The organism is Alishewanella sp. WH16-1 (assembly GCF_001441695.1).
In the GTDB taxonomy this organism is placed as follows: domain Bacteria; phylum Pseudomonadota; class Gammaproteobacteria; order Enterobacterales; family Alteromonadaceae; genus Alishewanella; species Alishewanella agri.
Genome location: NZ_LCWL01000036.1, coordinates 1 through 13756 on the forward strand (window position 1 = coordinate 1; position 13756 = coordinate 13756).

Sequence of the window (13756 nt, forward strand, 5' to 3'; positions counted from 1 at the left end):
ACCTCTGACCGGTACCGGAGAATAATATGAACGCCTCCACTAAAGCGTCAGGGGCGGTTATCTGAAAGGATGGATACCCCTGGTCACGGCATCGTGTGCCAAAATGGTCGTTATTAACGACAGACAACAGGGGTATCCGAGATGAAGCTTAATGTATTTGGTGTTGATATTGCAAAAGATGTTTTCCAAATTCACTGGGTAGACAAAGCCGGTAAAGCGCGCTCAGAGAAAGTGAAACGACAACATTTTCTGGAATGGTTCAGCAATAAAGCCCCCTCGTTAATCGCGATGGAAGCCTGCAGTGGTGCGCATCACTGGGGTCGTTGTTTTCAGCAAATGGGCCATCAGGTAAGGTTAATTGCCGCGCACAAGGTCAAACCCTTTGTTATTGGCAATAAGAATGACATGGTGGATGCGCAGGCCATTTGGACCGCAGTACAGCAACCGCAGATGCGGTTTGTGGCGGTGAAAAGTGTGGAGCAACAAGCGGCGTTATCAGCTCATCGGATGCGCGAGTATTTAGTGAAAACCCGCACCGGTAGCATCAATGCGATAAGAGGGTTTTTAGCCGATTTTGGTATTGTTATTGCCAGAGGGCGGACAGCGTTTAAACGTGAGATTGCCGGCTGTTTAGAAACCTTATCGCAGACGGTCCCCAAGGAATTTGCCGACAGGATGTATGAGCGGGTTGCGTATATCCACAAGCTTGATGACGATATTGCCGGGTTAGAGCAACATATTACGGCTTATTTTAAAGGCTGCCCACAATGTCAGCGGATAGCGAAGGTACCGGGCATTGGTGTGTTAAGTGCCACCGCCATCGTGGCGACAGTAGGCGATGTGAGTCAGTTTAAATCAGGCCGGGAGCTCTCCGCCTGGTTGGGTTTAGTACCAAAACAAACCGGCTCAGGTGGCAAGGTTAAACTGCATGGTATCAGCAAGCGAGGCGATACCTATGTGCGCACCTTGTTGGTACACGGCGCCCGCTCGGCCATCACGCACAGTAAACATCCCAGTGAGTGGCTACAGCAACTGCTGGTGCGTCGGCCAAAGAATGTGGTGCTACTGGCCTTAGCCAATAAAACAGCCAGAGTTGTTTGGGCATTGTTAAGTAAAGAGGCGGAGTATAGCGAAACACAGTATTCGCAAGTCAGTTAGCTTAATCAGGTTAAGCAAAACGATTAACAACGCAAAGATAAAACAAGTTTAGCGCGAAGCTATTCGCAACCGTTTGTCAGGGCGCCTGACGTGTAATGAAATTGGTAAGACCATACTTTAGCAGCCTGGCCACACGAAGGGTTTAAATACCGACCGGAGAATAAGGACTAAAGTCGCGGAAATCATTAGGGTCAGCGGGGGCGCGCCCCGCATTAATAAGACCGGATATAGAACCGCAGCCCATCCAAACTCAGCACACGTTAAAAACCCTTGCAAAGGAGGCGTTCATATAGACGTGTGGATAACTGGTACCGGGTGTGTGATTAATTGTGCGTCATTGCTGCCGGATAAGCGCCACGTTCCGGCATCACGCCCTTACCCATTCTGATCTGCAGCACTACCTCGACCTCATTACGCTTATCCAGGCCGATACCGGCTTCATATTGTGGTCGATGAACAGTACGGGTGCGACAGCCCAGCAATGAACAGTCGCGCACCGTATCCTGCTGATAGCTAACGCCAAGCTGGCTGCTGTTATCGCGTTGTCGCTCCCGCAGCGTTTCCTGCTCAACCACGAGGTACCAGTCGAACCCCTGCTCTGCAGTAAGTTCAGCAGCGCGCTGCATCGCATAAGCTTTGGCCCGCTCGCGATCTTCACCACGGCTTTTAAAGCTGACCCGGTAAAAATTATCCGCTATGCGCTGTTCGGCATAGCCGAAACCGCCGTTTAGTGCAGGCCGGTAATCCGGTTTGCTGCTACAGGCGGCGAGCAATAACACCGCCAGTAACAGCCAAGGTTTCGCTAAAAAGGACACCTTACTCATCATTACCTCCGAGCGGTGATTTTAAATATCGCTGTTCAGCCGTTGCATCTAATGCCTGCCCTGCCATTAATTGGTCCAGCATCGGATCCAGCAGCATGGCGGCGCTGGCGGTGTGATAGCCGCCGGCCTGACGGTGCTGTGCCACCGTGATACTGGCCTGTTGCTGCCAGCCGTTTGTGGTACGACAGGCGATGGTTTCGGTAAGCTGCGTTGCACTCTGCAGGCTGACGTAGCGGCAAAACTCTCCGCTGTGATTAATAAAACTCAGTTGTGGTGTTAACTGCTGATCCTGCACCTGCACCTGACGGCCACTTGGCGTGCTATCGAGGGCAACCGCCAGTTGTGCGGCGAAGCTATTGCTACTGTCGGGGAGCCATTGCGCTACGCCATAGCCGGCAAGCAGTGCCACACAAGCGACGGCAGCGGCATGGCGTTGAAGCTGCTGACTGGCGCGGCGCCACCACGGAAAGGGGATCACTTCTGCCGTTTCAGGCGTTGTTGCGCCGTGCAGCAGTGCGGTGATCGCCTCAGGAATAGGCGTTTGCTCAATTTGTCTGGCATGTTGCTGCACCAGCACATCCACCATGGCCAGGCTGGCGAGGCGATCCACTAAGCTTTCATCTTCCAGCAACTGCTGACGCACCAGGGCCATCTCAGCTTCGGATAGGCTGGCATCCAGAAAGCCAGATAACAGTTCATCGGTTAATTGCATGTCAGCCCCCCGGGTAATTTTAACTTGTTGGCGATGGCAAGCCGCGCTCTGGCCAGCCGGCTCATAATAGTCCCAGCCGGGATCGCCAGAACTGAGGCCGCTTCCTGATAGCTCATCCCTTCCACCGCCACCAGCGATAAAACTTCACGCTGCTCGGGCGGTAGCGTATCCAGGGCCTTACCAACCTGAGTCAGCTGAATATCATTTAATAGCTGCGCTTCGCCATCGGTTTCGGTCAGGGTTTCATACTCTACCTGTGGCTGGGCCGTCTGCCTTACGCGCCGTGCGCGGTATTCATCTATCCATAAATTACGGCAAATCCGAAAGGCCCACTGCGCCGCTGGCACACCATCGGGTGTTGGGTAGTCCAGCAAACGGACCAGAGTGTTTTGGGTTAAATCATCGGCATCAGCGCGGCTGCCCGTTAGCGAATAGGCAAAGCGGCGTAAGGCCGGGAGTAGTAATTGTAAGTCAGCTTTGGTCATAAGCGCTCTCCTTTTACCGGGATAACGGCTGAGGTTGACACTTTATTCCAGCAGCAGGGAATTTTTTTTGACACCAGCCGTTAGCATGATACAAGTTATGCAAGTTAAAGAGGTGTGTTGATGAAAAAAACCTTAGTCGCAGCACTGTTTCTGGCCGGTTTGCCTGCTGTCAGCCCAGGGCAGGTAGTGCGCCCTCCTGAGCTGCCGCCGCCTCTGGTTGATACCTTAAAGCAACCCACCGGCGAGTTGTTGCGGCAAACTGAGCAACTGCAACAACAGCTTGCCGAGCAGCGCTTGCGCGAGCAATTGGCCGCGCTGGCGACCTTGCCCGACCCACTGCAGCTACCGGCGGTACAGGACATCCTGACCCTAAGCGGTGAACCACTCTGGCGCGAAGTTGAAGTGGAGCAGGGCTTTCGTGCCATAGAACGCGAGTGGCTATTGTTGCTAACCGCAGACGAATGGCAGGCTTTGCTGCAGCGCTGGCCTGATCTGGCCGGTTATCTGCAGCGACAACAGCCTTTACCCGCTTTGCAGCTAACGTTAGTGACATTAAAGGTGCCAGCTGCCCTTGATTCGGCGTCTGCATTGGCGCAGCAATTTAGTGCCGAACTACTGCGTTACAGTGGGCGTAATCATTTGTACCAGCCGCAGCAACAAGCTGCTGCAACCACGCCCCAGACTGGCACGACTGCCCGAGCCAGCATGTGCGAATGGCCCGTCAGCCTGGGCATGGTAGATACTGATATTAACGCTGAGTTGCCGGCTCTATCGCCACAAACCGGGCAATTTCGCCTGGTGCCACAGCGGTTTCTACCCGAACAGCTGGCGCCCAGTTATGCCCATGGTACCGCGGTTGCCAGTTTGCTGGCAGCGCGTGATCCGACAATTACACCACTGTTACCCAACCTCACCCTGTACAGTGCTGCCGCCTTTTATGCGAGCAATGCGTTTCAGCAATCAGCCAGTTTAGAGCATTTATTGACGGCGCTGGATTGGCTGGCAAGTCAACCAGTACAGGTTATTAACCTGAGTTTGACTGGGCCGGATAACCCAGTGTTAGCGTTACTTATCCAACAATTGCAAGCCAGAGGGCTTAGCCTGGTGGCCGCAGCCGGGAATGGCGGCCCGGCAGCCGCTCCCTTATATCCGGCGGCCTATCCGGGAGTGATTGCAGTGAGCGCTATTGATCAGCAGCAACAGCCATATCGCTGGGCTAATCGAGGTAACTATGTGGATTTTGCTGCATTGGGTGTGCGGATAGCGGCGTTAAACGCTAACGGGCAAGTGCAACCGCAAAGTGGTACGTCATTGGCGGCACCCGTAGTAAGTGCGGCTGTGGCTTGTTGGCGGGCAGCCCAGCCGGACCTTTCGCATCAGCAGGTGTACGAGCGCCTAATGCAACAGGCCCGCGATATTGGCGAGCCTGGTAAAGATCCGGTAACCGGTTATGGTGTTATCGAGCCGCCGTTAGAAGCTCAGCTGAATTGACATTGAGCCACGCGTCTCGGTGTAATCTGCGCTATCGAGTATGGATTGAAAATCGCCATGCTCTACTTTACTGATGATCGCGAAGCGATCTGATAGGCCTACCTGCCATTGCAAGTCCAGCTGGCGTTGCAGATCGTTACGATCACCTGCCGTGTTTTGTACCTTGTGCATTTCGTATTGACGCTGTGCTAAACGTGCACCGAACTGCAACTGCTGCGGCAGGGTCCAGGCGGTAAAGCGGGTAGACATTTTTAGTTGTACCGCGGGTGCTTGATAACGGAATTCTGCGGCTTCGGCGTCTTCCCAATCATAGCGCAGGCCCAGGCTGATAAAACGCTGCCCATCCGCACTGAACCAAAAGCTGTCGGCACTCAGGCTGCGAGTTTGAGCATCACGGCCGCTGATACTGTCGAAGCGCTTCTGGCCGAGCGTGAGAGCGGGGCGCAGATACCAGGTGTCACTGGCACTGTGCATTGCATAGATACTGCTTTGGGTTAGGGTTAAAAAGGGAGCTGCTGCCAATTGCGCATCGGCATGATACAGGTTGATGCCGAAACTGGTGGCGCCCCATTGATACTGACTGTCTAAAAAGGCCAGATGCAATCTGAGATTAAAGTCATTGGCCTCCTGATATTTTTTATCCTGCAGTGAGTAGCCTGCAAAAAATTGCAGCTTATCAGTGGCTTGCCAGCTAGCATTTAAATCTGCTTCCAGCAAACGGGCGCTATCAGATTGGCCGCTGGCTTGGTTTAACTCACTAACGTTAACGTTAGATTGATATTCTAACCCTGCCCGCACTTTACCGGAGAAATCCCAGGCGGGTGCGGCTGACTCAGCAGTTTGGGCAGCCAGAACCGGGGTGAACATCAGGCTCAGCAGCGCGGTACCGAGCGAAGCATGGCGAAAGAATAACATAATAATACTCCTGCGAAAGCGAGCCCTGCACAGCGCAGGGCTCTTGTGCACATTACAGACCCGTTGTCAGCCGCAGGCTGTTACGTAAGGTGTTGGATACTTCAGCGTTAACTGCCTGATTAACGTTTTGCAGTACTTCAGCATTGGCGGCTTGCTGCACCACCTGATTAGCAGATCCTTGCACTTGCTGTTGCACTGACTGGGTAACATTGGCAGTCACTGCGCTGGCAGTTTGTTGTGCAACTTCAGCACTGCCCGATGCCAAACCCTGCACTTGAGAGCTGATAGCCAAGGCATTTGAGACCGTGCCGGCAGCATCAATACTGGCTACAGCATCAGTTACAGTAGCAGTTGGCAATTCAGGCATAGCAGGCTCTGGCATCTCGTTATCTGCCAGCTGGTCAGCTAAACCCAGAGGCAGCTCACCTTCGCCGTCGGCACTGGTGTCGGTTTCGGCATCCGCGTCAGCATTACCGGCTACGGTAGTTGGTGTTGTAGCAGTCTCTTCGTCTGTTGGCTCGGTGTTATCACCCGGCATGGTGTTGGGTGTGGTGGCCGACGCATTAGCAGAGGCTTGTGCATTGCTACGCTGGCTGGCTTGCGCATTAGCAGAGCCGCTTTGCGCCTGGCTGGCCGATGCGGACATAGCAGATTGGCTAGATGCTTGAGTGCTGATGCTCAGACTTACATCAGCCAGGGCCAGAGTAGAAAAACACGCTAAAGCAATTACAGAGGGTTTAAATAAAGTTTTCATGGTCGTTTCCTCGTTTTGTCACACTGACATTGAGATAACGACGCAGCCGGGCACTTTATTCCGAAAAAAATAAAAAAATTTTATTTTTCCACAGGTCTCCGGTACCGGTACGAGGTCTGACAGGTACCGGAGACCTGTGGATAAAGTGGTCAGGCCGGTACCGGAGACGTGTGGATAAGGTTAGAAGCGGTAGGCGAGGCGCAGGCGCAGGCTGCGCGGCTCCATGGGGTGCAGGTGTTTGTCTTCGACACCCGCTTCAGGTTCCCCGGGTATGCGGGAGGCATAAAAGTATTCAATATCACTGGCTTGGCTGTTTAACAGATTAAGCAGCTCCGCGCTAAGTTGCCAGGGGCCGGTTTGGTATTGTATCCGACCGTTCAGCACAGTAGACGAGGCCGCACGCTGCTCATTAAAACTATCCAGGGTACGCTTACCAAAGTGTCTGAGACGAAAATTAAGCTGCCAGCGCTCGTCGGCTTGATAGGTCAAGCCCATGCTGAGTACCAGTGGCAGTGAGCCGTCAATATAATTGCCTTCATCCATCTCAGTTTCGGTAAATCGTGAGCGGGTAAGTGCCAGTTCCGTATCCAGGCTCCAGTTCTGATTAAGCCAATAGTAAAGGCTGGTTTCAATACCGTAACGTCGTGACGCCCGACTTGGCTCATTCGTTCCCTCATCACCAACGTATAGCAGCTCTGAGTCCATTTCCAGGTACCAAAAGGCGATGGACGCATTCCAGGCGGTATAATCAAAAAAGCGTAACCCCAGCTCTGCGCCTTTGCTGGCCACCAAGAAATCAACGGGATCTAACGCCTCGCCGCTACCCGGCGCCTGTCGGGTGGTCGTGCCTCGGGCATCATTGGAATGAAAACCTTGCCCGGCATTAAGGTAAGCCAGCCAGTTTTCAGTCAGTTGGTAACTTAAGCCCGCCCGCAGCGAGCCAATGCCGTCATGGCTACGGCCGCTGTTTACCGCCGTATCACTGCTCACCCGGGCCTGCATCCAATCGTAGCGCAGGCCAAGGTGAGCAATCAGTTTGTCACTAAAAGCTATACTACTTTGCTGAAATACCGCCGCGCTGCGCTGCATAATACTATCAGCACGCACGGTGCTTAAGCGCTGCCGGTCTAGGGTGGCATAAAGTCCTACTTCTGCAATATCATCAACCCGGGTTTGAACACCGGCTAAATGTTCTACCTCAAATCCTGCCAGCCTTTGATGCCAATGGTAACTAAGCTCACCGCCATAGAGATGGCGGTCGTCACGTTGTTCAAACTGATCCCCATTGACCGGATCATTGAGAAAATAAGTAAAGTTGGACCACAGCGACAGATCCGAGCGCACCAGATAGGTGTTCCAGTGCCAGGCATCACTAAACCAACTGGCTGAGAGGCTATAGCGGCTGCTATCTCCGCCAAGTGAGGTGTCCAGCGAACCGAAACGGTCCAGCTGTTGTGCGGTGATGGCCCGCAGTGGTACCTGGTCTGCACTGTTCCAGCTATTGTCATAAGCCATCAAGGTCAGCGCAAATTGTGCCAAACCTACTTGCTGTGTATAACGCGCCAACAAATTGGTTTTCTGAACGTTTTCATCAATATCCTGCCAGGGGCCATCATAGCCTTGCCATTCTGTTGCCAGCACCAGATTACCCGCCGCCAGGGCAGTACTACCTTTTGCCAGCAGTCTTTGATATTGATACTCGCCCAGAGTAAGGGCTAATTCGTTGGCCGTCGTATTTTGTAAGCCAAAGCGGGCACCACCAGCGGCACCAAAGTCGCCGCTGTTGGCATGATAGCTGCCTTTTTGATAATCAATTTGGCTAACCAGCTCCGGAATAATAAAATTCAGATCGGTATAGCCCTGACCATGGCCGTGGCTTCGCATATTTACTGGCATGCCATCAACATAGTTGGCAAAGTCGGTACCATGGTCCAGATTAAAGCCGCGCATGAAATACTGGTTCGACTTACCGCTGCCACTGTGCTGCGTTACAATCATACCCGGAATAAATTCCAGAATTTCCCCGGTACGCGAAAGTGGCCGCCCAGCAATTTCCGCACTGCCGACAACGCCTTCCGAAGCTGAAATACTTTGTCCGCGCAAATCTAATTGTCGACCTTTAATTAAAATGGTTTCCATCGCATGAGCAGACAATGGATCTGCAGCGGCAGGTGTTAGCCAGACGGCAACGGGCGCCAGTATCAGCGCAATACGGGTTAATCGCATACTTGACCTCATTAATGTGGGAAAACAGCCTGACTGCTGCTAAGTACCGCTTGCGTATTGAGAGTTGGCGTTTGCCAGGTGAGCAGTAATTTATGATTGTGGCCCGTTTCAAAAAGAGCCTGATAATGTAACTGCCAGCCCTGTGTTGACTGACACTGCGCTGTCAGGGGTAACAACAAATACAGTTGTTGCTGAATTTGTTGGGTACGCCACTGTGTAGCTGCGGCCAATTGCATGCTGCATGCCCCCTCGGCGTCACGAAATTGCACCTGAGTTGTAATGTATTGTTGCAGTTGTTCGCGGCTATCCTGGATCTGTTGCCAGCTAATGTCACTTTGCCGCTGTGTGTTAAATAACTGAGCCTGCGCCAAATCATGTAACGATACCTTCCAGAGCATAGCCGGTTGACTGGTTTGATTTTTTACCTCCATGTAGGCGGTACTAAATTTGTGCGCTCGGGCCTCTGGCACTAACATCACACAGCCGGCGATTGTAGCAAGCGCCATTAAACTAAAAGACTTCATTTACTTACTCCAGTTTGCTTAGGCTGAATCGCCTGTTGGGCCTGCCTTACTGCGACACGGCTTTGCAGCAGTAGCGCCAAGTCATCCGGCTCACGCGCGCTTTGGTAGTTAAGTTCTGCCCAGTGCAGGGCAGCTTCCGCATTTGCCGTAAAGCGCAGAAAATAATGTACTAAATCAGCAGCATGATCCTGGTCCTGCCGTAATATACGCACTTGCATTTGTTCGTCTATCTGGGTGACATAGTGTGCAGCAAGCCCTAACTCCCGCTCGGCTATTGCCAACCGTAACAATAAGCTATCCTCAAGGGGGAGCTGTTCTGCCAACTCAGCCAAACGTTGATACACGGCTTGCGGCTGTGCAACCGCTAGCTGTAAATCTGCCCATTTCAGCCAGATACTGGTAGGTGCCTGCGTTAATATCGGCTCTAGCCAAGCGATGGCGCCATGCAAATCTTGCAGTTGTTCCGCTTGCTCGGCCAGGATGCCGCGTACCCAAATGTCCAGCTCAGGTGACAAGTTGGCATTTTGTTTAAATAAGGCGGTTAAGCCCTGATAGGCCTGCTGCCACTGGCCTTTGCGACCGGTAACTTCATAACTGCAGGTAGCAAAGAAGAACAGTGCCTCACGCAACAGCCTGTTGCAGGCACGTTGTGCTGCCTCGGTCTCACCCATTGCCAGCTGGATCCGAGCCGCCATCAAGTTGGCTTGTATATGTTGGGGCGCGGTTTGTAATAGCTGATCCAGCCGCTTTAGTGCGGCGGAGAAATGATGCTGCTGTTGCAGAATGTCCGCCTGGATCAATAGCAATGCCGGGGTTTGTTGTGTTTGCAAGTCATGCTCAGCGAGCAAGGCTTCTGCCTGATGAAAGTAATCGCTTCTGCCCGGGCGGCGTGCCACCTGCAAATAGGCGTTTACCAGATTAAGTTTATTCTCAAAAGAGGGTGAGTGTTGATATGCCTGTTGTAATGGCACTAACTCGGTCTGCTCAGGTATGGCCGGCTGCAGCTGGAACACATCTGTAGCAGCGGGTTGAGCCGATGTTAGGGTAAGTAAGGTAATGAAAAACCAAGCCATAGCAGGTCCTCTGCGAAAAATAGCGGGGCAGGCAGCAGGCCTGCCCCGTTAGGATCACGGATTATTCAGCAAATCCGCGTAGTCTTGTTCGGTCATGGCATCTTGCACAAAGTTACGACCGTTCACGCGCAGTGGCGCGTCCGATGCACTTTGCATAAAGGCCTGCCGGCTGTAATTCAAAAAAGACACCATCGCGACCTTCACTTCAACATTTACGGTACCGCTGATAGTGAATTCGCCATCGGAGACCGCAACCTGAAATTGGTCATTTCCGGTATATTCGGTAGCCGGGGTATAGCTAAAGCCACCGGTACTGGTTAATGACACTGTGCCATTCGACGGTTGACTAATAACTGTAAAAGTTAAGGCGTCATTGTTTTTGTCGAAGGCTTTAATCGTTTCGGTTAACGGCGTGTCGGTTTCAGTCACGAAATAGTTGACGCCAAAATAGGGCGCGACATTTTTCTCACTAGAGCCATTACACGCGGTCAGCAACGCTAAGCCAGCTAGTAATATTAATTGTTTCATGGTCCGCTCCTTAGTTTGGTGAACCCGCAATCGGGGTCAGCAGATAGGGGAAGCGCTGATCAAACATCTGGGCATTCAAAGGCGCGCCATCGGTAAAGGGGACATTACCAACAGGGGCGTCTTCAGGCTGACAGAACCCCAGGTTTGTTGGGTTACCAGCAACCGGAATATCATGACACAGCGCACCCATTACCACGCGCAGTGCAATATCTACCACATCATCACCAGGGCGACGACCGTTCGGGAAGCCTGCTAAGTCGTTACCGGCAACCCCAAAATTAGATTGCAGCGCTGCTGGGGTAGCAGGAATAGCAGTATTCAAACGTAACATCTCTGACGGCGTTACCGTAGCCAGCTGGTTTACACCGGCAACACCTGTTAAAAACGCCGCCACTAAATCTGTACGCGGGAAGTTTGACGGTGCCAGATCTTCAATATTGGTACCCAAAGTATTATTCACGGCATCGCGAAATAGGATATTCAGCAGCGCTGGTAAACTTGGGTGGGTGACGTAGTCGGCGAACTGGCCATCATTGGCTGGTTTGCTGCTGTTAAATTTGTCTTTATCGGCTAAGCCAATAACCAGCTCATTGACCAGCGGGTTGCTTAAGCGTGATACCTGCACCATGGCGCCACCATTAACAGATGGCTTGCTGAATGTCGCATTTGGGTTAAGGATCCGGGCTTGCGGTAAGCTAGCTGTAGTCCAGGCACCGATAACTTTATTTCCGCTACCTGTCAGACAATCTTTGTGCACTTCGATGGCAATGGCCGTAACGTTTTTATCCGCCAGGTCGTCATTAGCCGAACTTTGTGTAATACCACCCGGGAAGCCGCCACCATCACCGGCACCTGGGCTGCTATCACCCTCAACCGGGACATAGTTTACCAGGTCAAAGGTTTCACCCAGGTTAACTACGAAGGGGTCCTTACGTTGGCCAACAAAGATCCGGGCTGGCATACTGCAGTTGGGCAGGTTGGTGGTATACACATACTGATCGGCATACTGCTGATAGGCCGCGGCATCGCCAAAGGTTTTGTTACCGACATAGTCATACGGCTTAGTAAAGAGGTTGCTGCTGCCGGCAGAGAGCGGCATGTTGCTATTGCCCATTTGCAGTTCAACCGAATATTGCTCGGTAAAGTTTAACGCAGCCTGGCTGTCAGCACTGATGCCCCCCACATTTTTTAGCGGCACCGCCACCATACGTTGATTGCCCGCCGGGCCAATTGGCAGTTTTACGCCCATACCATCGTTGACCAGGCTATTTTTAAATTTAAAATTAAAGCTGACATCTGGCATGGCGTCGCCATTGTTATCAACATGAATGCTATAAACCGCATCCGGGTCCATTGCAAAATAGTTTGGTCCACCGTAAGCATCTTGCAGTGGAATATAGTTCGCGATCATAGTGACGTAGTTTTCACGGCCAGTTTCATAACTGTTAAACAGATAAAAATCGCTGGCATCTACCGTTGGCATGCGGGTGATATTTGGTGCTTCGCGATGACTGGACGCCTGGGTGCTTGGTAGGCAAAGTACGGTACTTAACGCTACAGATATCGCTATTGCTGTGGTTTTCAATCTCATTTTTGTTACCCTCAGATTAAGTTGCGACCAAGAAACGACTGAGGTGCGGCATTAGATGCAGCAAAATGAAAAATAAATACAGATCAGACCAGAAGGTAGGCAGTGGCGGTAAAAATGCCACTGCCCAGTGTAAAGCAGGGGGGATTAAAGGGTAATCACCTCAGCAGTAAACAAGACTTCGCCCGTAGGGGCACCAGTTGGAGAACCGCCCTTAGGTTCGATACTAACCGCCAGCGCAGCAATCATTAGATCTTTGGCCGCTGCTGGTACTTGTAATATACGTTCCTGATTCTGCGGTAATAAACCCAGGGATATCGGTGCCTGACCATTCGCTGGCAACATCCATAGCTCATAGTCTTTATCAGTATGTGCTTGCACGGCCGAAGTTGCTCTCACGGTAAGTTGTAGCTCCGTTTTGGCAATAGACCACCATACTTTCGCATCAGTGGTTTGAATTAATGCCACCTGCTGACTTACCGGATCTACCAAATAGGGACGCAACATAACAACCGCCAGCAAAATTGACGCTGCGGCAGCGATAAGCCAAGACACGCGACTGGTTGTCCGCGTTTCAACGCGTTGTTCGGCGGGCAGCCAACCCAGTCTGCGCTGAATTTTCAGCCACACTTCAGGGTTAGGGGCGGAGGTAGGTAAACTTTCTGCCAGCGGATTTAAATGTTGTTCCCAGCGCCAAACCGTTTGCCGGATATTGGGCTGACTCATCATTAATTTTTGAAAACGCCTGCGCGCGGCGCCCCGCATCGTACCGAGAATATAATCCACTGCCAGTTCATCCAGCAAATTCTGATCATCGTACTTCATGCTTCAAGACACCTTTTAAGTTGGGTAAGGCCGCGACGGATCCAGCTTTTTACTGAACCCAGCGCAGAGCCTGTATGCTCAGTAATCTCCTGATGGCTTAGCCCGTTAAAGTATGCCAGTTGGATAGAGACTCGATGATCGTCAGTCAGCGAGGACATACAGTCATCCAGTTTTACTTTTTCACGGGCTAAGCCGATGACCTCCCCCAACGGGATCTCATCAGTACTTTGATCATTAGCCGGTTCAGAAATATCGACATGTTCCCACTTTACTCGTCGCGATTTCAGTAAATCCAAAGCTCGGTAGCGGGTAATACTGATCATCCAGCTCATGACGCTGCCTTTTTCTGCATGATAGTCTGCCGCGTTGTGCCAGATACGGACAAAAGCATCTTGCAGCACATCCTCGGCCCAGTCATGCCGGCGGAGTAAATGCAAACTAACAGAAAACAACTTGCCCGATGACGCCTGATAAAGCTTGGCAAAGGCCTCGCGGTTGCCTTGAGCTGTGTCATATAACCATTGCAGCAATTGTTGTTGTGATTGGTCCATTTTCAATCCTTTTATTATCAACTGTGCTACAGGTACGACTGATGAAGTGCATTAGATGCAGTCTAGGGGCATTTCAGCAACTTATCCACACGTCTCCGGTAC

General features: G+C 51.9%; 14 protein-coding genes. 2 read left to right on the plus strand and 12 right to left on the minus strand.

Going from position 1 to position 13756, the window contains the following annotated elements:
* The first annotated feature begins 141 nt into the window (after positions 1-141).
* The gene (locus tag AAY72_RS03865; RefSeq protein ID WP_057785662.1) at positions 142-1158 is read left to right on the plus strand and encodes an IS110 family transposase; all 1017 of its coding nucleotides are present in this window, start codon (positions 142-144) and stop codon (positions 1156-1158) included.
* Positions 1159-1481: 323 nt separating this feature from the next.
* On the opposite strand, the gene AAY72_RS03870 is transcribed toward AAY72_RS03865, so the two are convergent.
* Genes AAY72_RS03870 through AAY72_RS03880 form a run of 3 tightly spaced genes read right to left on the minus strand, consistent with a single transcriptional unit; the run spans position 1482 to position 3179 of the window.
* The gene (locus tag AAY72_RS03870; RefSeq protein WP_008985283.1) at positions 1482-1982 is read right to left on the minus strand and encodes a hypothetical protein; all 501 of its coding nucleotides are present in this window, start codon (positions 1980-1982) and stop codon (positions 1482-1484) included.
* Positions 1975-2694 (minus strand): hypothetical protein, encoded by a 720-nt coding sequence (locus tag AAY72_RS03875; protein WP_008985284.1) that lies wholly within the window; start codon positions 2692-2694, stop codon positions 1975-1977. The genes AAY72_RS03870 and AAY72_RS03875 overlap by 8 nt, the downstream gene beginning before the upstream one ends.
* Positions 2685-3179, minus strand: a complete 495-nt coding sequence (locus AAY72_RS03880) for an RNA polymerase sigma factor (RefSeq protein WP_008985285.1) — start codon at positions 3177-3179, stop codon at positions 2685-2687. Before AAY72_RS03880 ends, AAY72_RS03875 begins: the two co-directional genes overlap by 10 nt.
* A 120-nt stretch (positions 3180-3299) precedes the next feature.
* Between AAY72_RS03880 and AAY72_RS03885 the strand changes: the two genes are divergently transcribed.
* Positions 3300-4670: a S8 family serine peptidase gene (locus AAY72_RS03885; RefSeq protein ID WP_057785663.1), complete on the plus strand. Its 1371-nt coding sequence runs from the start codon at positions 3300-3302 to the stop codon at positions 4668-4670.
* Here AAY72_RS03885 and AAY72_RS03890 read toward each other — a convergent pair.
* The 9 genes from AAY72_RS03890 to AAY72_RS03930 all read right to left on the minus strand — a co-directional run bounded on the left by AAY72_RS03890 (position 4650) and on the right by AAY72_RS03930 (position 13654).
* Positions 4650-5585 carry a surface lipoprotein assembly modifier gene (locus AAY72_RS03890; RefSeq protein ID WP_057785664.1) on the minus strand — a complete coding sequence of 312 codons (936 nt, stop codon included), beginning with the start codon at positions 5583-5585 and terminating at the stop codon, positions 4650-4652. The genes AAY72_RS03885 and AAY72_RS03890 overlap by 21 nt on opposite strands.
* Positions 5586-5637: 52 nt before the next feature.
* Complete coding sequence (locus tag AAY72_RS03895) at positions 5638-6339, minus strand: hypothetical protein (protein ID WP_057785665.1); 702 nt, start codon at positions 6337-6339, stop codon at positions 5638-5640.
* Between the two features lie 180 nt (positions 6340-6519).
* The gene (locus tag AAY72_RS03900; protein ID WP_082628934.1) at positions 6520-8565 is read right to left on the minus strand and encodes a TonB-dependent receptor; all 2046 of its coding nucleotides are present in this window, start codon (positions 8563-8565) and stop codon (positions 6520-6522) included.
* Between the two features lie 11 nt (positions 8566-8576).
* Positions 8577-9089, minus strand: coding sequence for a hypothetical protein (locus AAY72_RS03905; protein ID WP_057785666.1), 513 nt, complete (start codon positions 9087-9089; stop codon positions 8577-8579).
* Complete coding sequence (locus AAY72_RS03910) at positions 9086-10162, minus strand: tetratricopeptide repeat protein (protein WP_057785667.1); 1077 nt, start codon at positions 10160-10162, stop codon at positions 9086-9088. The genes AAY72_RS03905 and AAY72_RS03910 overlap by 4 nt, the downstream gene beginning before the upstream one ends.
* A gap of 54 nt (positions 10163-10216) precedes the next feature.
* Entirely contained in the window at positions 10217-10690 is a 474-nt protein-coding gene (locus AAY72_RS03915; RefSeq protein WP_057785668.1) for an Ig-like domain-containing protein, read from the minus strand.
* Between the two features lie 10 nt (positions 10691-10700).
* A complete protein-coding gene (locus AAY72_RS03920) occupies positions 10701-12281 on the minus strand; it encodes a DUF4331 domain-containing protein (RefSeq protein WP_057785669.1) in 1581 nt (526 codons plus the stop codon).
* Positions 12282-12425: 144 nt separating this feature from the next.
* A complete protein-coding gene (locus AAY72_RS03925; RefSeq protein WP_057785670.1) occupies positions 12426-13103 on the minus strand; it encodes an anti-sigma factor domain-containing protein in 678 nt (225 codons plus the stop codon).
* Positions 13100-13654, minus strand: coding sequence for a sigma-70 family RNA polymerase sigma factor (locus AAY72_RS03930; protein WP_082628935.1), 555 nt, complete (start codon positions 13652-13654; stop codon positions 13100-13102). The genes AAY72_RS03925 and AAY72_RS03930 overlap by 4 nt, the downstream gene beginning before the upstream one ends.
* Between the last annotated feature and the right edge of the window lie 102 nt (positions 13655-13756).

Bases quoted from the DNA above. Each gene is read 5' to 3' on its own strand.
- AAY72_RS03905 (WP_057785666.1), bottom strand. From the start codon at position 9,089: ATGAAGTCTTTTAGTTTAATGGCGCTTGCTACAATCGCCGGCTGTGTG.
- AAY72_RS03870 (WP_008985283.1), bottom strand. From the start codon at position 1,982: ATGAGTAAGGTGTCCTTTTTAGCGAAACCTTGGCTGTTACTGGCGGTG.
- AAY72_RS03910 (WP_057785667.1), bottom strand. From the start codon at position 10,162: ATGGCTTGGTTTTTCATTACCTTACTTACCCTAACATCGGCTCAACCC.
- AAY72_RS03865 (WP_057785662.1), top strand. From the start codon at position 142: ATGAAGCTTAATGTATTTGGTGTTGATATTGCAAAAGATGTTTTCCAA.
- AAY72_RS03900 (WP_082628934.1), bottom strand. From the start codon at position 8,565: ATGCGATTAACCCGTATTGCGCTGATACTGGCGCCCGTTGCCGTCTGG.
- AAY72_RS03875 (WP_008985284.1), bottom strand. From the start codon at position 2,694: ATGCAATTAACCGATGAACTGTTATCTGGCTTTCTGGATGCCAGCCTA.
- AAY72_RS03890 (WP_057785664.1), bottom strand. From the start codon at position 5,585: ATGTTATTCTTTCGCCATGCTTCGCTCGGTACCGCGCTGCTGAGCCTG.
- AAY72_RS03895 (WP_057785665.1), bottom strand. From the start codon at position 6,339: ATGAAAACTTTATTTAAACCCTCTGTAATTGCTTTAGCGTGTTTTTCT.
- AAY72_RS03930 (WP_082628935.1), bottom strand. From the start codon at position 13,654: ATGGACCAATCACAACAACAATTGCTGCAATGGTTATATGACACAGCT.
- AAY72_RS03915 (WP_057785668.1), bottom strand. From the start codon at position 10,690: ATGAAACAATTAATATTACTAGCTGGCTTAGCGTTGCTGACCGCGTGT.
- AAY72_RS03885 (WP_057785663.1), top strand. From the start codon at position 3,300: ATGAAAAAAACCTTAGTCGCAGCACTGTTTCTGGCCGGTTTGCCTGCT.
- AAY72_RS03920 (WP_057785669.1), bottom strand. From the start codon at position 12,281: ATGAGATTGAAAACCACAGCAATAGCGATATCTGTAGCGTTAAGTACC.
- AAY72_RS03880 (WP_008985285.1), bottom strand. From the start codon at position 3,179: ATGACCAAAGCTGACTTACAATTACTACTCCCGGCCTTACGCCGCTTT.
- AAY72_RS03925 (WP_057785670.1), bottom strand. From the start codon at position 13,103: ATGAAGTACGATGATCAGAATTTGCTGGATGAACTGGCAGTGGATTAT.